Origin of the sequence: Phocaeicola barnesiae DSM 18169 = JCM 13652 (assembly GCF_000374585.1) — a bacterium.
GTDB classification, from domain to species: Bacteria; Bacteroidota; Bacteroidia; order Bacteroidales; family Bacteroidaceae; genus Phocaeicola; species Phocaeicola barnesiae.
On sequence record NZ_KB894662.1, the window covers coordinates 1 to 18,467 of the forward strand.

Below are 18,467 nucleotides of genomic sequence, written 5' to 3' on the forward strand. Positions count from 1 at the left end.
CAATGCAAGGTATCAGAAGGCGGTTTTTTGCAACACTTGCGGTTCTACCATCAGCCTTTGCTGAAGGAGAAGAAGGAAACCCGCCGGCAGGCCAAGCTGGCCGGCAAGAAGAAGCGGGGAGCGTTGTTGGGAAATGGCCGGAAGTATGAACCTTTACCTGCTACAGTACAGAAATATGCTGAAGCGTTGGCCATGTTCCGTGATACAGCTCTTACGATGAAGGAAATCGTACGGCGGACGGGGGTACCGGCAGAAGGATTCCGGTTCTATTTGCACAAATGGCACCGTGCGCTGGTCCTGGAGCGTTCGGGTATCGTTGCAGCCGAGGATGCGGAACTGAACATTGCCCGTTCGCGTCAGCGTATGAAGACAGTGGCGGCCAAATATGCTGAGGCTATCGAGAGTCTGCGGCAGCACCCGCGTCCGGTTTCGTATGTGGCTAGAGAATTCGGTCATCATCCGGAGGTGTTCCGGAGTTATTTACGCAAGCATGAACCGGAACTGGCGGCGAAGCTGGGGCTGAAACCTGCAATCCGGAAAAAGTAGCTTTTCTCCATTTTACCCAAAGAATTTGTTCAGGGCGTGCCCTTTGTTAGCTTCCGTCAAACTTCGTTTTTTTTGACGGATATTCCATTCTTTTTCCTATCTTCGCAAAAACATAGGCGTATACCTATACTTTATCAAAATCAAATACATACTTTAAAATTGCTATGAAAAAATTAGTTTTGTCATTGGGGGCGTTGTCCTTTTTGGCCGCTTGCACCCCTACGGAGAAACAGCCGGAAATCCGTTCCTTGTCAGTAGACGAGCTGGCAGTAGCGGTCACTCCGCAAGAAAATCGGGAATATTCGTATACGGATAAAAAGGCAGGCTTCTGGTACGGACGGACGCATCAGGATGAACCGACAGACTGGTATGCCGGATGGAACCTGGCCAAGAAACGTATTTTTTCGGATTATATCTTATCAGTTGATGGGAAGCGTCTGGTACGTCAGGAAGCTGAGGTTACGGTGTTACCTGATTGTCTGACCCGTTGTTGGAAAAATGCCAAGGAACAGCTGCAACTGGTAGATAATTACGAATTGTTGTGTATCCGTCTGTCCGATATACAAGGTGACAGTATCTCTTTTGCATTGAATGAAACCTTGTTGAAGAATCCCACCAAACAAATTGAAGCACTTTGTTATACTCCGATAGAAGCGGAAGAAAGGGTATTGAAGATAGTTCCTCTGGTAGCTCAGAGGGTGACATTTGATGGGAATACAATGAAAGTTCCTAAATCGGCGGAAGGTTTCCTGGTTACTTGTGGTACGGAAGCTCATTGTGATTCGTTGGTCACTCTTTTCCGGAATCAGGGAAATGAATTACTGGCGGCACGTAAAGCGCGGATGAACAGTTTGATTCAGGTGAACAATCCGCTACATACTAATCTGCCTGAACTGGACAAGGCATTGGCTTGGATTACTTTGACAATGGATGAACTGATAACGGAACAGCAGGGAAAAGGTATTTATGCTGGTTTGCCTTGGTTCAACGAATATTGGGGACGGGATATGTTTATCGCCATGCCGGGAGCTACGTTGGTGACAGGACAGTTTGATTATACTAAAGAGATATTGAAGGATTTTGCCAAACTGCAGGATACGGATACTACATCGGTTACATGTGGGCGTGTACCGAATCGGGCTAATTTGGAAGGGATTCTGTATAACACAACCGATGGTACTCCGCGTTATGTAATGGAAGCTGAAGAGTTGTTGAAATATTCCGGTGACCAGAGTTTTTTGAAAGATATTTATCCTTCTGTGGTACTCAGTATTGACCAAAGTATCCGTCACCACATTGATGATAAAGGGTATCTGTTGCACGAAGATGCAGATACCTGGATGGATGTGAAACGGAACGGTATACCGGGGTCTCCACGTGGCAATCGGGCAAATGATATTCAGTTTCTGTGGTATAGTCAGCTGGTATCAGGTGTACATCTGGCTGAACTGATGGGCGACAAGGTACATGCGGAAGCCTGGCAGGCAGTAGCAGATAAATTGGCCCAGAATTTTGAACAGGATTATTGTAACAAAGATAGTATTCTGATATATGACCATTTGAATTCCGATGGCACTCCTGATTGGCAATATAGGCCCAATCAGCTTTATTGTTTTGAACTGATAAAGGATGATGCTTTTAAACAAAAGGTGACTCGTCGGGTATGGGAAGAACTGGTTTATCCATGGGGAGTCTCTTCATTGGCCCAGTGGGACCTGCAATTCCATCCGCAACACGAGAACTGGCATTATTACCATAAGGATGATGCCTATCACAACGGAACGGTATGGTTGTGGAACAATGGTATCGCTATGCAGCGCATGATCGAATACGGACAGCAGGAAACGGCCTGGAAACTTTTCTGTAACATGAACCGACAGGCTTTGCATGAAGGGGCTGTAGGTAGCTTGAGCGAGAATGCCGATGCTCATCCGCGTGAAGGAGCCAAATGGGCAGGACGTTCGGGTACGTTCCTGCAGGCATGGAGCAACTCAGAACAACTCCGTGTGTGGTACCAGTATTTTCTGGGCATCCGTCCGGACATGATGAAGCGGGTCATTACCGTAGAACCGAAACTGCCGGCTGAAATTACGGAACTGGAAACTTCGGTCAAAATCGGAAAAGGTACCCTCTATTATACGTACAAGGACGGTAAGTTCGATGTGAAGCTGGTAGGCGATGAGGCGGAAATCAACCTGATTCTGCCGGAGAGACCGGTAGCAATGAATCCGGTATTCGATGGTGTGGATTTCTGTCAGCCGCGTCCGTTGGCACATTATCCATGCTTCGACACCTATCACAAAGAAGCATTGACATATTGATCATTAATAGAAAGACATCTCCGATAGGATATATAAAGATTCCGGCTCTTTTAGCTATGGGGATTGCATCAGAATCATTACATCTCGATAGGATATATAAAGATTCCGGCTCTTTTAGCTATGAGGATTGTATCAGAATCATTACATCTCGATAGGATATATAAAGATTCCGGCCTTAGTTTTGAGGCGAAAAAGCGGAGAAGCGGATTCCGACGAACAGAAACGCAGGCTGTCTGAGCGAAGCGAGTTCCTGCGTTTCCGTCGGGATACGTTTCGCAGCCGCCTCAAAACGGAAGCCGGCGGTTTTTCTTTTTGTTATCTTTTTCTTTTGGCCGCCCAAAAGAAAAAGTAAAAGACCATCCAAAAACAAAAAAAGGTGATTGTCCCGTTCCGGAAACAACCACCTTTTTCTCTATGTATGTGTGTAATACCTTTATCCGATATTCTTCACTTTAATCAGGTATTCAGCAATCTGAACGGCATTCAGTGCGGCACCCTTCTTGATCTGGTCGCCTACAATCCAGAATGTCAGTCCGTTTTCATTAGCCAAGTCTTTGCGGATACGTCCTACGTATACCGGGTCTTTGCCGGCCAGGAACAACGGCATCGGATATTCTTTCTTTTCCGGGTTGTCCATCAGTACCAGACCTTCACCGTGAGCGAATGCTTCGCGGGCTTCCTCTACTGATACCGGACGTTCGGTCTCAATCCAGATACTTTCAGAGTGAGAACGGAGAGCCGGAACACGTACGCAGGTAGCACTTACCTTTACATCAGAGTGCATGATTTTGCGTGTTTCGTTGTACATCTTCATCTCTTCCTTGGTATAACCGTTGTCAGTAAATACATCAATCTGTGGAATCAGGTTGAAGGCCAACTGATAAGCGAATTTTTCAACGGTTACAGGTTCACCGGCCAATACCTGACGGTACTGTTCGTACAGTTCGTCCATGGCTGCTGCACCGGCGCCGCTGGCTGCCTGGTAAGTAGATACATGTACACGTTTGATATGAGTCAGGTTCTCGATTGCTTTCAAAGCTACTACCATCTGGATGGTTGTACAGTTCGGATTGGCGATGATACTGCGTGGACGGTTCAAGGCGTCGTCCGGATTCACTTCTGGAACTACCAGAGGAATATCTGCGTCCATACGGAATGCACTGGAGTTGTCAATCATCACGGCTCCATACTTCGTGATGGTTTCAGCAAATTCCTTGGAAGTGCCTGCACCCGCTGAAGTAAAGGCGATATCTACACCTTTAAAGTCATCATTGTGCTGCAGAAGTTTGACTTCAATTTCCTTACCACGGAAAGTGTACTTTCGGCCTGCACTGCGTGAAGAGCCAAACAACACCAGTTCGTCAATCGGGAAATTTCTTTCGTCGAGCACACGTAAGAACTCTTGTCCTACTGCTCCGCTCGCACCAACAATTGCTACTTTCATTTTCTTCTTACTTTTATACGTGTTATTAATGATTGATCAGATCGCGTTTCATTCCTTTTGTCCGTCTTTTCAATTGGCTGCAAAAATAAAACATTCTTGGATAATAATCAGTAAAACTGAAAGATTTTTCATAATTTTGTCTTAGAAACGAATAGAGACTGCCCTTTATGAAAGAAATGCTTGACTGGATAGACGTGAATATCCATTTTCCCATTACGGATCCTACGTGGATTTTTTTTCTGGTACTGGTTATCATCCTGTTCGCACCCATTGTGTTGGAACGTCTGCGCATACCGCATATCATCGGCATGATTCTGGCCGGTGTGGTGATTGGTGAGCATGGACTGAACATCCTGGCACGTGACAGCAGTTTCGAACTTTTCGGGAAAGTAGGATTGTATTATATCATGTTTCTGGCCGGTCTGGAAATGAACATGGAAGATTTCAAGAGTATCCGGGTAAAGGCTACCGTATTGGGATTACTGGCTTTTATCTTCCCGTTGGGCATAGGTATCTGGACCAATCTGCATATTCTGGGCTACGGTCTCATTACTTCGGTATTGCTGGCCAGTATGTATGCCTCGCATACCCTGATCGCTTATCCCATTGTCATCCGTTACGGCATCAACCGGCAGCGTGCTGTAGGCATCGCTGTGGGAGGTACGGCGGTGACGGATACCCTGACCCTGTTGGTTCTGGCCGTGGTAGGAGGTATGTTCAAGGGAGATACCTCGGGCATGTTCTGGGTGTGGCTGGTGTTGAAGGTCATTGTGCTGAGTATGGTCATCATGTATACGTTCCCGCGTATCGGACGCTGGTTTTTCCGTCGCTACAGTGATAATGTTGTGCAGTACATTTTTGTCATGGCGATGGTCTTTCTCGGAGCGGGACTGATGGAAGTGGTGGGCATGGAAGGGATTCTGGGCGCTTTCCTTGCCGGATTGGTGTTGAACCGGCTTATCCCTCATGTCTCTCCGCTGATGAGTCACCTGGAATTTGTCGGTAACGCGCTGTTTATTCCTTATTTCCTTATCGGAGTAGGAATGCTTATCAATGTGAATGTACTTTTCGGGCACATCGATTCGTTGAAAGTGGCCGGAGTCATGATTGTTGTAGCGCTGGTGGGCAAATGGATTGCCTCGTGGCTGACACAGAAGATATACCGCATGAAGGCCGTGGAAAGAGAGCTGATGTTCGGTCTGAGCAACGCCCAGGCGGCAGCTACATTGGCGGCGGTTTTGGTGGGGTATAACATTATCCTGCCCGACGGCCAACGGTTGCTGAATGAAGATGTGCTGAACGGTACCATTCTACTCATTTTGGTGACTTGTGTAGTCAGCTCATTTATCACAGAGCACGCGGCCAAGCAGATTGTGACTGACGAGGCGGAACTGGATGAAGGAAAGGCGAACGAGAAGGAACGTTTCCTGATTCCGCTTTCCAATCCGGATACTTTGGAAGACCTGATTTCGTTGGGACTGGTGGTACGTAACCCGAAACAGTTGGACAACCTGGTAGCACTGAATGTGATAAACGACAGCAACGACTCGGTGCGTCTGGAGATGCGGGGACGCCGGAACCTGGAACGGGCCGCACAGATAGCGGCATCGGCGAATGTATCCATGCGTACGGTGAGCCGTTTTGACTTGAATATCGCCACGGGAATTCTTCATGCAGCCAAAGAGTATGATGTGACAAGCATCATCATCGGTCTGCATCGCAAGACGAATATTGTCGATTCGTTTTTCGGAACTCTGGCGGAAAATCTGTTGAAGAAATATTATCAGCAGGTGATGATTGCACGTTTCCAGATGCCGGTAAATACCTTGCGGCGTATTCTGGTGGCAGTACCTCCCAAGGCGGAATACGAGCATGGTTTCGTGAAATGGGTTTCGCATCTGTGCCGTATGAGCGGTGAGCTGGGATGTCGTCTGCATTTCTTTGCACACCCGCAGACATTGGGGTACCTGAAAGGATGTATCCGTAAACTGCATAAGGAAGTATTGGCCGAATACCAGGAACTGGAGAATTGGGAAGACTTGCTGATTATTACGGGACAGGTAAATTTCGATCACCTGCTGGTGATTGTCAGTTCACGTCGGGGGTCAATCTCGTATGATTCTGCCTTTGAACGTCTGCCGGGACAGATTTCCAAATATTTCAATACTTGCAGCATCATGGTGCTTTATCCGGACCAGATGGGTGACCCGAATGAACAACTGACTTTTTCCGATCCGCACGGATATGCGGAGAGTCAGCTGTATGACAAAGTGCGTAACCGCCTTTATAAATGGTTCAAGAAGGAGGCCTAGGTCCGTCCGGTCCAAAGGTTCATAAGAAAGACTACTTTTACATACAAATCAGATGAGTGAAATGAATCCGGCCTGGCAGCAGCGTACCGCCTTGCTGCTGGGCGAAGAAAAAATGATGCGTCTGCGCCAGGCACATGTGCTGGTGGTAGGCTTGGGCGGTGTAGGCGCTTATGCGGCGGAGATGATTTGTCGGGCCGGTGTAGGCCGGATGACAATTGTAGATGCCGATACGGTACAGCCGAGTAACATCAACCGCCAGCTTCCGGCTACACATGCCACAATCGGACGGCCGAAGGCTGAAGTGCTGGCAGAACGTTTCCGCGACATCAATCCCGAAGTGGAATTGACTGTACTTCCCGTCTATCTGAAGGATGAGGCCATCCCCGAGCTGTTGGATTCCGCTCATTATGATTTCATCGTGGATGCTATTGATACGGTTGCTCCGAAATGTTATCTGATTTACCATGCCTTGCAGCGGGGCCTGAAAATCATCAGCAGTATGGGGGCAGGAGCAAAGCGGGACATCACGCAGGTGCGTTTTGCCGACCTGTGGGAAACCTATCATTGCGGTTTGAGTAAGGCGGTGCGTAAACGTCTGCAGAAGATGGGCATGAAGCGTAAGTTGCCGGTGGTATTCAGTACAGAACAGGCCGACGAGCGGGCAGTCATCCTCATCGATAATGAACAGAACAAGAAATCAACGGCGGGAACGGTCAGTTACATGCCTGCCGTGTTCGGCTGTTATCTGGCCGAGTATGTCATTCGTAAATTGTAAGAAAGTATGATTCAACTGGAAGGTATTACCAAAAGTTTCGGTTCGCTACAGGTCTTGAAAGGTATAGACCTGATGATAGAAAAGGGTGAAGTGGTGAGCATTGTGGGGCCTAGTGGGGCAGGAAAGACTACCTTGCTTCAGATTATGGGTACACTGGACAAGCCGGATGCCGGACGGATTGTGATAGAAGGTACGGAAGTGAACCGTTTGCGGGAGAAAGAACTGTCGGCTTTCCGTAATAAGCATATCGGTTTCGTATTTCAGTTCCATCAGCTGTTGCCGGAGTTTACAGCCTTAGAGAATGTCATGATTCCGGCGCTGATTCAGGGAGTATCCGCAGGCGAGGCACGCAGACAGGCATTGGAGATGCTGGAGTTTCTGGGACTGAAGGAGCGGTCCGGCCACAAGCCGGCAGAATTGTCGGGTGGAGAGAAGCAGCGGGTGGCAGTAGCACGTGCCCTTATCAACCGGCCGGCAGTGGTGCTGGCAGATGAACCTTCGGGGAGTCTGGATACCCGTAACAAGGAAGAGCTTCACCGCTTGTTCTTCGACTTGCGCGACCGCCTGGGACAGACGTTCGTCATTGTGACCCATGATGAAGGGCTGGCACAGCAGACGGACCGTACAATCCACATCGTAGACGGAAAAATCCTGTCTGATTCTTCACAGAATTCATCCTTGGATTCGACTCAGGATGCTACCTCGGCTCCTACGTTGGACTCTGCTGAGTAAGCCGCCTTTGAGGACGACCTTCCTGGCTTTCCGCTCGCAGTACTTATTTCTTCCGCTCACGGTACTTTTGTGGAGAGAGGCCTGTCTGTTTCCGGAAAAAGGTTCCGAAACTGGAAGGATTCGGAAAATTAAGCTCTTCGGAAATTTCCAGCACTGTCTTGTTGGTGCTGTCCAGCAGCGACATGCTGCGGCGGGTGATGGCCTTGAATACCAGTTCCTGAACGGTGTAACCGCACACTGCCTTGGAAACGCCGGACAGGTATTTGGGCGACAGGCACAGTTTGTCTGCATAGAATTCCACACCGCGTTGGGAGGTATAATACCGGTCGATGAACTGGATGAGCCGGAGAAAGATTTCCGTCTGTCGGACATTGGCTGTCTGTCCGGAAAGGTATTTCCGTTGGAAAATGGCACACAGACGGTAGGTCAGCGAAAGAAGCAGGAGTTTCCGCTCGTAGACCGCAAAGAGATTATCGTCGGAAGGGGTGTCCGTACCTATCAGAGTCATATAGGTAATTATGTCTTCTTCGTCGCCGGTCTTCCAGACACACGGCAGGTCGGGCGACATACGGCTGTAGAGATGGACGGAATAGACCAGGTTCCCCAGAATATCTTTGATGGGCTGAACCTTGTAGATGAGGATGCTGACTTCCATATCTTCCGATTGGCCGGTGATACGGAAGGGGGTATCTTCGGGGATAAAGACCGTTTCTCCTGCTGCAGCCGTGTAGGCTCCCGAAGCCAGGGAAAACCTGAACTCACCTTGTGTGCATACGATGAGTCCGATTCCGAAATTCCGGAAACCGTTCCGGAAACTTTCGGGAAAATCCCTAACCGGTCCGCCTGATGAACATACATCGGACTGACCGGTCAGGGCTTTCTGTAATTTTTCTAATCTTATGGCGGCGTTTTCCATATCGCTTGAATTTTCCGCTAAGATAATAAAATTACCGTACCCGGCGGGAATATTTCCCGCTAGGCCGATAATTTCCTCTTACGATAGGGATAAACGAGAACAAAGAGCATGGATGCCATGCAGCCGTAGAAGGTCCATCCGGACATTTCCTTGACGGCCGAGAGGGTGGCCTGTACCTGTATCTTTCCTTTGGTGGAAATGGCGGCCATGTTTTCGGCTTCGGTTTCGCTCCGCCCCTGATAACGCATACCGTTTACAGTCTGGTCGTACGAAGCGGCTGCCTGCAGATGGGTACGGTCTGTATCCTGGGCGAAACGGGTGATATAATGTTGTTGCCGTTCTTGGAGTACATTGGTGTAAAGAGCGGTACCGATACCCGGACCGATAACCATACGCACGGTAAGCATGATGCAAATCCAGGTAGACAGGTAGCGGTAAGGCATACGCTGGTTGGCGTGGACGGCCGTGAGCGAATAAAGGAGCATCATACCGGTAGCACGGATGATGACCGGGTATTTCATGCGTTCATAGAGTCCGGCATTCTGTACCTCGAAGTACATGAACAAGGCCGATGCACCTATCAGCAGGAAGCCTGCGGCGAAAAGGTATTTCAGTTTCACGCCTCGTGAGCCGGGGACAATGGCAATTATGGCTCCGATGAGGTAACCGGCGATACTCCAGTTGCCCAAAGCAGCATTCTGCCAGTTGTCTATCTGCATACCTACTCCGGTGAACACGTTTACAAACAGGGAGCTGGTGTTGAAAATCATCAGCAGAAGGAACAGGACAATTCCCATGCGGATGGTACGCAGGCGGAAGATGTCCAGCAGGAAGTAGGGCGACCGACCGGAAGATTCCAGGTAAAGGAATACTCCTGCGAAGAATATCGCCAGTACGGTGGAACGTACAATCGTAGCATCTGCATACCAGTCGAGGGTCTTTCCGTACACCAACACGTAAATGATACAGGTCATCAGGGCGCTGAATACTGATACGCTGCCGAATTTCCGGAAGTTGATGGGAAAACGTCTGCCTGCATAAGGATGGTAAGGCATGGTCAGGAAAACCACCAGGATGGCAACCAGTGTCATTCCCATCATGTAGTAGTACACATCCTGCCATTGGTAGGCGTATGCCAGCCAGGCTGTGAGTGAAGTGCCTACCTGCCCCAGAATCATGAAGAACAGGTAGATGATAGGCATGCTCTGACTTTTTTCCTTGTCCAGCTTGTCCCAACCCTCTTCGGTATCGGGTTCCATGCCGGGAGTGATGTTGCGGGTGGCTTCCATACCGAAAGCGTACCGGATAAGGGTGAAGAGGTTGACCATCATGAGTACCATGCGCAGGAAGCCCATGATGAGGCTGCATAACCCCAGCAGGAAGATGCTGTCGGTTATCGCACAGACGTAGCTCAGCAGATACAGCAGGGAGAAACCGGCAATACACATCATCTTTTCCCGACGGATACATACCAACTGGTAGAAGAAGGGCGAGAAGGCGGCCATCCCGATAGAGGTAACGAACCCGACGAACTGGATATGTTCCGACTGGAGGCCCAGTCCGCTGGTCATCTCACCGCTATTGGCGGTATAGACCCCTCCTACTGTGAGGATGGGGACGAAGAGCAGTATCAGAATCAGGATACCCAATGGTTTGGGTACCCAATTATAGAACGGATAGTTTTTCGGACGACAAGCCATGGTGTTTCTTAGATTTTAGCTTTGACAATGACCATCATACCGGCTGCCAACCGCTCGTTGTCTTCCGGAGATAGATTCACGAAATCGATGCGTACCGGTATGCGTTGGCGTATTTTCACGAAGTTGCCGGCGGAGTTGTCGGTGGGCACCAGCGAATACTTGGAACCGGTAGCACCCGAAATGGCTGTTATTTTCCCGGTAAATTCCTTTCCGCTGATGGCGTCTACCGTCAGACGGACTTCCTGACCGACGGAGAGGTTCTCTACCTGGGTTTCCTTGTAATTGGCTATCACCCATTTCTGGGTATCGGGCAGGATGTAGGTGATGGTCTGTCCGGCAGAGATGTATTGTCCTTCCTCGATGGAACGGCGACCGAGTTTTCCGTCACACGGGGCTGTCACTACGGTATACGAAAGGTTCAGTCGGGCCATTTCGAGAGCGGCACGTGCCCGTTGGATGGCGGCTTCGGTACTTTCACGCCGGGTAGACACTTCATTTACTCCTGAAAGGGCAGCTTTCTGCTGGCGTTTCAAGGCCTCCAGTTTCTTGCGGGTAGCCTCGTATTCAGTGGTTACCTGTTCCAGTTGGATAGGTGTGGCAGCATTCCGTTGCAGCAAGTTCTCATAGCGCTGGCGGTCTTTCTCCAGTTTGGCCAGTCGGATTTCCACTTCCGAGATGGAAGCTTCGAATACCGAAGCCGAAGCCTGGGTGGTATGAAGGCTTTGTCCGATGACGGCAGCTCCGGCCAATGCATCCTTGAGGGCGGCTTCTGCTTCCATGACCCGTATCTTGTATTCCCGGTCGTCGAGTATCATCAGGGTATCTCCCTTTTTCACCGATTGATGTTCCGTGAAGCAGATTCTCTTGATATAGCCCGATGCGCGGAGGTTGACGGGGGAGATGTATTGCTCTACCTGGGCATCGTTACTGGTTTCGTTCAACCGGTAATCTGTGAAAAGTTGGACAATCTGTATCAGTCCTACCAGGAGGATAAGAATGCCGAAGGCACTGGCTACCCGTTGGCGGCGGCGTTGTTTCTTGAGTCGGTTGGCTTGTTGTTCCAAGGTATTGTTCGGTATGTTCTGTTCTTTCGTTTCCATGTTATCGTTTTTTAAGAGGTGGATGGGGCTGTATCTAAACAGCCTTAAAATGTTGTTTAAAGTGGTTCTACTTCAGTAGGGTTTCCAGATTTCCGGTCAGTTTCAGCAGAGAAAGATTGGTCATCCGGTAGTTGTAGTGCGCGTTGACGTAATTGTTCTGGGCTTCGCTCATCCGCATTTCGTCCTGCAGGACTTCCGTCATCGAAGCGATGCCTTCACGGTAACGGTCGGAAGTGACTTCGTACACATCTTCGGCCAACAGGTAATTGTCCTTCTGTTTCGTGAAGTTCCGTTGGCTGTTCATCAGCTCGTTGGTGGCGTTCAGATACTGGGTCTGCAGGTTTTTCCGGGTATTCTCGTAGGCAAGCTTTACGTTTTCGGTATCTATCCGGGCTTTCCGCAGTTTGGAGCGTTTGTCGAATCCGTCGAAAATCGGGATACGTAGTGTCAGGCCGATGCCCGAAGAATTATACCAGTGGTTTGACGGTCCGGAGTGGAACCAGTTCTTCGCTTTGTCTGTAAAGGCTGAATACATGAAGTTTCCGGTCAGGCTGAGCGACGGCAGGTAACCTTGGGAAATCATCTTCTGTTGCTGTTCGGCTAAGGTACCCTGTTGACGGAGCAGCCGCAGTTCAGACAGGTTTTCGGATAATCCGCTTAAGGCTACCGGCGTGATGTGTTCGGTAACTACCGGCGTAAGGGAGATTTCCTTTTCGGCCGGATAATCCATTACATATTTCAGCAGGTTGAGCTGCTGAGTCAGCATTGAGACCGCGTTGTCGTACTGTACCTGCAGGTTCTCCAGGTTGATATTGACACGCTTTACATCGACTTCCATGGCCATGCCGTTGTCGAAAAAAGCGGTTGTGATGTCTTTCAACTCTTCCAGCCGGCGGATATTTCCCTTGACGATGGCAAGCTGTTCCGATGTGCTTTGTCCCAGGTAATACATCTGGGCTATCTGCATCATCAGGTCTTCGCGGGCTTTCTCGTAGGAGAGTCCGTTGATTTTGTCCATGGTCTCGGCTATCGAGAGTGCGGTGTAGATGGTCTGGTTGTACAGCGGCATCTGTAGCTGGAGCCCTGCCGAAGCATTGTATTGCAGGGTGTGGGTCACGTTATACGGGTTCCCATAGGCAGAGCCGTCGGTTACGGAAACCGGAGGGTTGAAGTTGTCGTTGAATGAGGCGGTCGCAGTAATCTGAGGCAGCAGCTTGGCACGGTTTTCCGAAATCGTATGCTTCCCTTTCCGGATGTCGTTGCGCCTGGCCTCCAGCGACAGGTTGTTCTCTATGCCTATCTTCAGACATTGTTCCAGTGTAAGCACCTCCTGTGCCTTCAGCGGAAAAAGTGAACAGGTTACAGCAAATGTGAGTAATAGTCTTTTCATATCTTTGTTTCGTTTATCTGATGCAAAGATAGGCTGTTAGCTTCGGATGGATATTACGGCATTTTCGCTTTGGATGTTCATATTTTCCTTTTCTGTAGAAAGAACGGATGGAGGTAGAGGAAATGACTGTTTTTCGGATGGTTGGTAAAAATGAAACAGGCATCCGGTGGATTTTCTGCCAGCCGGATGCCTGCTTGTGAATGGAAATAAAACCTCCGTTTGTTTTTCGGAGTATGAAACCAGGAGTGGTTATTGTCAGAACTGTAAGGTAGCCAGTTGGGGGTTGTGGTCGGAGAGCAACCCTTTTCCGTCGGCATTCTCTTTCGGAATCCAGCTACGGTTCACCTTGATTTGTGGAGTGACGAAGATGAAGTCTATCTTTTCCCGTTCGTCCATCGGGATTTTTCCGAAATCGTGGAAGGTATAGGAAACCCCTTCTTTCACATCGGCTGTCTTGTAGGCATCTTTCAGGACGAATTTGTTGGTGGTCAGTGTCTGGTAGGCTTCCGATGCATCGTTTACGTTAAAATCGCCGGTCAGTACGGCAGGGCGGTTCCCTACAATCTCCTGGATGCGTTCAATAATCAGCAAGGCCCCTTTCCGACGGGCTTCTACGCCTACATGGTCCATGTGGGTATTCACAGCCAGGAAAATCTTTCCGGTACTTTTTTCTTCCAGTTTGGCCCAGGTTGCGATACGGGTGCATGCACCGTCCCAACCGATGAATCCTACACTGTCCGGATATTGGGACAACCAGAAGGTGTTGCTGTCCAATAGTTTGAAACGGTCCTTGCGGTAGAAGATAGGTGCATATTCTCCCTGTTGTTTTCCGTCTTCCCGACCGATACCTACTTCGGCATATTCCGGTAACCGTGTTTTCAGGTCTTCCAGTTGGTTATGCAGCACTTCCTGCATTCCCACGATGTCCAGTTTTTCCTGTTGGATGAAGGTTGCTACCCGGTCTTTCCGGAATTTCCAGTTGTTTTCCTGGTCATCTGGATTGTCATAACGGATATTGAAGGTTCCCCAGTTTACGGTAATGGGCTGTTGGGAGGTCTGTGCAGAGACATTCCCGGCGATATTGACTCCCAACAGGGCAGCCAGTATCCAGTTCTTAAGGTGTTTCATAGATGGATGTTTTTAAGTCGTTGATTCTAATTAAAGGTAAAGGTAGAGATTTTCGGTCAACTATGGAAAAAAAAGAGAGTCATTTTGTATCTTTACGCCGTATTATCATTAAAAAGAAAAAGTATGAGTCATATACAATTAGGACGGTACAATCAGTTGGAAGTTGTAAAGGAAGTCGATTTCGGCATGTACCTGGATGGAGGAGATGACGGCGAGATTCTGTTGCCGAAGCGTTATGTGCCGGAAGGCTGCAAGCCGGGCGATATGCTGAACGTGTTTATCTATCTGGATATGGATGAACGTCTGGTAGCGACTACCTTGCATCCCTATGCGCAGGTGGGTGAATTTGCTTACCTGGAGGTGGCCTGGGTCAATGAGTTCGGGGCTTTCCTGAACTGGGGACTGATGAAGGACCTGTTTGTCCCTTTCCGCGAACAAAAGATGAAGATGCAGAAGGGACGCCGTTACCTGGTATATGTGCATCTGGACGAAGAGAGTTACCGCATCATGGCTTCGGCCAAGGTGGAACACTTCCTGGAGAAAGAAGGGGCCGACTACCGGAAAGGCGAGCAGGTGAAGGTACTGGTATGGCAACGTACAGACTTAGGATTTAAAGTGATTGTAGAGAACCGGTATTACGGTATGCTGTACCATAACGAGATTTTCCAGACGTTGGAGCCGGGTATGGAACTGGAGGCCTATGTCAAGCAAGTACGCGAGGACGGAAAGATAGATCTGGAATTACAGCCCGACGGACGGAAGAAAGTGAAAGACTTTGTGGATATCCTGCTGGATTATATCCGCGAGAATCAAGGGTACATTCCGATGACTGACAAGACGGATGCGACGGTCATTTATAATACGTTCGGTGTCAGTAAGAAGACATTCAAGAAAGCCGTGGGTGACTTGTATAAGAAACGGTTGGTTGTTCTGGAGGACGAAGGAATCCGCCTGGCGTGATTCCCTATCAGAAATAGGAAAGTCCCTACTGAAGGATGGGAGGTTTCTGTTGCAGGAGGATTTTTATCCTCCTATTTTTGTATCGTGAAAGGAGGAAACTCCACTTTCCTAATCTGTTAAAACCGAGAGATATGAGTAAAAGAAATCTGATTGTATGGCTGGTGATGGGGCTTTGCTGGATGGTACTTCCGGCCAAGGCCTCCGGCTTGGGAGATATCCGGGTACATGCCCGTTTCCTGACCGACCGAATGGCCTTCGAACTGAATCTGAACCAATACCAGTACGATGACCTGTATGAAGTGAATTTTGATTTCCTGTGTGGAATCGACCCGTATATCAACGACTTGGCTTATTCGCGGGCAGCGGCGATGGATGCTTATTACCGTTATCTGGATGAACGGAACGATGACCTTCGCTGGATTCTGTCGAGTGCGGAATACCTGCGTTTCATGGCCTTGGATTATTTCTTCCGGCCGATTTATGCGGTAAACCATTGTTGTTACCTGCGTGTATATCAGATTTATCCGAACCGGACTTTCTTTTATTTCGGTCGTCCCCGGCATTACTTGACATATCGGGGCGCACACAGTCGGTTCCATTGCGGTGGAAGAAGCTATTACCGGGAACACTTCGGCCGACGTTACACTCATGCCGTATATGGTGGATATTTCCGTGCCCGTCCGGATTTCAGGAAACATGATTTCGGACCGGGAGCTCGTCCGGGAGTACGGCCGGGTCGAGTTCCGGCACCGAAGCCGGGCGGACCGGGGTATCATTTTACACCGGTGGGTCCGAAACCGGGTAATCGTCCGGGTGGACCGGAGGCGAACCGTCCGGGAAATCGCCCCCATAAGCCGGAGGCAAACCGTCCGTCAAACCATCCGGGAAATTCTGCTCCGTCTGTCCGTCCGAACAGACCGGCTAACCGTCCGCAGGCCGGAAGTCGTCCGCAGGCTGGGAGTCGTCCGCAGGCCGGAAGTCGTCCGCAGGCCGGAAGTCGTCCGCAGGCTGGGAGTCGTCCGCAGGCTGGGAGCCGTCCGGAAGCTGGTAGAAAGCCAGAAATCGGGAAACGTCCGTCGAGTACGCAACGCTCGCAGAATCGTGGAAATGTGAGGCAGGTAAATCGGAAAAATAATGACGGAAACCGGAAACAAACTGACCGCCGTTCCTTGCGTGAAATGTAGTTTACTTGTATTTTTGTAACCGTTACCAATCTGTTCAGACAAATGAAATTGTGGGTAAAACGAGTTACAATCGGATTGGTCTCGCTATTGCTGCTGGCAGTAGCGGGACTTTTTTTCGGACGGGGTGCTTTGCTCCGTCGGATAGCGGGTCAGAAAATCGGGCAACTGGAGCAGCGGCTGGATTTACGGATAGCGTACGATGAGCTTCGGTTCGCTTCATTTTCGGATGTGGAGCTGAAGGGGCTTTCTGTGGTGCCTCCTCAGCGGGATACATTGCTTCGGTTGGAGTATCTACGGCTTCGGTTGGATGTCTTGCCTTTGCTTCAGCGGAAGCTGTCTGTGCGCAGTATAGATGCCGACGGGCTGTCTCTTTCTTTCGTGAAGAAGCACGGAGTGTCGAATTACGACTGTCTTTTCCGCAGTCCGAAGAAGACGGTCGAGGATGAAGCCCGGAAACAGGTTCAGGCTGATTATGCTACACGGGTAAAGCGGCTGGCGGATGTCGTGTTCCGTCTTCTTCCGGAAAACGGCGGATTCAATCGCGTCCGGATTATCGGACAACGGGATTCGCTGGTTACTTCTTTTGACATACCTTCGATGAAGATTGTTGACAACCGTTTCCAGGCAGATATCCGGGTGACGGAAGGCAATGAGAAAGGGTGTTGGAATGTTTCGGGCTTTCTGGCTCACCGGGAGCGCCTGATGAAAGGAAAACTTTCCGGATGCGGGGCTTCGGGACGGGTGCTGTTACCGTATATCGGTCCGCATTACCAGGCCACGGTGGCTTTTGATTCCATTGCTTTTTCATTGGAGGAACATCCCGGTCAGTCAGGACAACGGATGTTGGAGGGAAGCGCTTCGGTAGCCGGACTGGAGATTTTCCATCAGGCACTTTCCCCTGATACCATTTTGTTGAACCGGGGACAATTGGACTATACGGTGTGTGTAGAGAAGCAGGCCTTTGTGCTGGACAGCCTTTCCGAAGTGACGGTCAACGAACTTCAGTTCCATCCGTATGTACGGTTGGAAAAGAACGGACGCTGGCACCTGACGGCCTCTGTCCATAAGGAACCTTTCCCTTCTTCACAACTGTTCGCTTCTCTTCCGGCCGGTCTCTTCCATCACGTACACGGATTACGCACTACGGGGAATCTGAAGTATGATTTGCGGGTGGATATCGACTGGAATTGTCTGGACAGCCTCCGGTTTTCATCGGACCTTGTGGGGCAGGGATTCCGTATCACAGATTATGGAAATACCGGACTGGGCCGTATGAATGAGGAGTTCGAGTATACGGCCTATGAACATGATATGCCTGTCCGTACCTTTGCCATCGGACCTTCCAATCCGAATTTCCGTTCGTTGGAGCGGATTTCCCCTTTGTTGCAGATGGCCATATTACAGTCGGAGGACGGTGGTTTTTTCTATCATCAGGGATTTCTGCCGGGGGCTATTCAGGAAGCTTTGGCCTATGACCTGCAGGTAGGACGTTTTGCCCGTGGCGGTAGTACCATTTCCATGCAGTTGGTGAAGAATATTTTCTTGAACCGGCATAAGAACATTGCCCGGAAACTGGAAGAGGCGTTGCTGGTGTGGCTCATCGAGAACCAGCGGATAACCTCGAAGGAGCGGATGTATGAAGTGTATCTGAATATTGTGGAGTGGGGACCGCTAGTTTACGGCGCCTGCGAAGCTTCCCGTTTCTATTTCGATAAGGAACCGTCTGACCTGACGGTGAATGAGGCGTTTTTCCTGGCTTCCATCATTCCGAAGCCGAAGCATTTCCGCTCGGTATTCAATCCGGATGCAACGTTGAAGGAGAACCAGGCGGGTTATTTCCAGTTGCTGGCGAAGCGTCTTCTCGTAAAAGGAGTCATTACAGCCGAACAGGCTGAGGCGGTAGCTCCGGTCATTGATGTGAAAGGGCCTGCACGTGCCTACTTGTTGAATGAAGAGTAA

The 18,467-nt window shown here is 49.7% G+C and carries 13 protein-coding genes and 1 pseudogene; 8 read left to right on the top strand and 6 right to left on the bottom strand.

Annotated features, from left to right (window positions below; translation table 11 throughout):
* Together C510_RS17540 and C510_RS16690 are read left to right on the top strand one after the other, a co-directional pair.
* Positions 1-546: pseudogene (locus tag C510_RS17540) on the top strand (hypothetical protein); the annotation flags it as partial.
* Between the two features lie 164 nt (positions 547-710).
* The gene (locus C510_RS16690; protein WP_154651995.1) at positions 711-2,867 is read left to right on the top strand and encodes an amylo-alpha-1,6-glucosidase; all 2,157 of its coding nucleotides are present in this window, start codon (positions 711-713) and stop codon (positions 2,865-2,867) included.
* 433 nt (positions 2,868-3,300) lie between these two features.
* Here the strand turns inward: C510_RS16690 and C510_RS0114660 are convergent, their stop codons facing one another.
* The gene (locus C510_RS0114660; protein WP_018712025.1) at positions 3,301-4,311 is read right to left on the bottom strand and encodes an aspartate-semialdehyde dehydrogenase; all 1,011 of its coding nucleotides are present in this window, start codon (positions 4,309-4,311) and stop codon (positions 3,301-3,303) included.
* A 167-nt stretch (positions 4,312-4,478) separates the two neighbouring features.
* Between C510_RS0114660 and C510_RS0114665 the strand changes: the two genes are divergently transcribed.
* The 3 genes from C510_RS0114665 to C510_RS0114675 are packed head-to-tail and all read left to right on the top strand — an operon-like array spanning position 4,479 to position 8,130.
* Positions 4,479-6,623 carry a cation:proton antiporter gene (locus C510_RS0114665; RefSeq protein ID WP_018712026.1) on the top strand — a complete coding sequence of 715 codons (2,145 nt, stop codon included), beginning with the start codon at positions 4,479-4,481 and terminating at the stop codon, positions 6,621-6,623.
* 52 nt (positions 6,624-6,675) lie between these two features.
* Positions 6,676-7,398, top strand: coding sequence for a tRNA threonylcarbamoyladenosine dehydratase (locus C510_RS0114670; protein WP_018712027.1), 723 nt, complete (start codon positions 6,676-6,678; stop codon positions 7,396-7,398).
* Between the two features lie 6 nt (positions 7,399-7,404).
* On the top strand, positions 7,405-8,130 hold the full coding sequence (locus C510_RS0114675) for an ABC transporter ATP-binding protein (RefSeq protein ID WP_018712028.1): 726 nt from the start codon (positions 7,405-7,407) through the stop codon (positions 8,128-8,130).
* A gap of 43 nt (positions 8,131-8,173) precedes the next feature.
* Here C510_RS0114675 and C510_RS0114680 read toward each other — a convergent pair whose 3' ends face one another.
* The 5 genes from C510_RS0114680 to C510_RS0114705 form a co-directional block, all read right to left on the bottom strand.
* Positions 8,174-9,046, bottom strand: a complete 873-nt coding sequence (locus C510_RS0114680) for a helix-turn-helix domain-containing protein (protein ID WP_018712029.1) — start codon at positions 9,044-9,046, stop codon at positions 8,174-8,176.
* 59 nt (positions 9,047-9,105) lie between these two features.
* Complete coding sequence (locus tag C510_RS0114685) at positions 9,106-10,746, bottom strand: MFS transporter (protein ID WP_018712030.1); 1,641 nt, start codon at positions 10,744-10,746, stop codon at positions 9,106-9,108.
* An 8-nt stretch (positions 10,747-10,754) separates the two neighbouring features.
* Positions 10,755-11,846 carry an HlyD family secretion protein gene (locus C510_RS0114690; protein WP_018712031.1) on the bottom strand — a complete coding sequence of 364 codons (1,092 nt, stop codon included), beginning with the start codon at positions 11,844-11,846 and terminating at the stop codon, positions 10,755-10,757.
* Positions 11,847-11,913: 67 nt separating this feature from the next.
* Positions 11,914-13,236 carry a TolC family protein gene (locus C510_RS0114695; RefSeq protein WP_018712032.1) on the bottom strand — a complete coding sequence of 441 codons (1,323 nt, stop codon included), beginning with the start codon at positions 13,234-13,236 and terminating at the stop codon, positions 11,914-11,916.
* Between the two features lie 255 nt (positions 13,237-13,491).
* The gene (locus tag C510_RS0114705) at positions 13,492-14,364 is read right to left on the bottom strand and encodes an endonuclease/exonuclease/phosphatase family protein (RefSeq protein ID WP_018712034.1); all 873 of its coding nucleotides are present in this window, start codon (positions 14,362-14,364) and stop codon (positions 13,492-13,494) included.
* A 123-nt stretch (positions 14,365-14,487) separates the two neighbouring features.
* Between C510_RS0114705 and C510_RS0114710 the strand changes: the two genes are divergently transcribed.
* From C510_RS0114710 to C510_RS0114720, 3 genes are all read left to right on the top strand, one after another.
* Entirely contained in the window at positions 14,488-15,324 is an 837-nt protein-coding gene (locus tag C510_RS0114710) for a CvfB family protein (protein WP_018712035.1), read from the top strand.
* Between the two features lie 131 nt (positions 15,325-15,455).
* On the top strand, positions 15,456-16,508 hold the full coding sequence (locus C510_RS0114715) for a hypothetical protein (RefSeq protein WP_018712036.1): 1,053 nt from the start codon (positions 15,456-15,458) through the stop codon (positions 16,506-16,508).
* A 42-nt stretch (positions 16,509-16,550) separates the two neighbouring features.
* Entirely contained in the window at positions 16,551-18,467 is a 1,917-nt protein-coding gene (locus C510_RS0114720) for a biosynthetic peptidoglycan transglycosylase (protein WP_025892886.1), read from the top strand.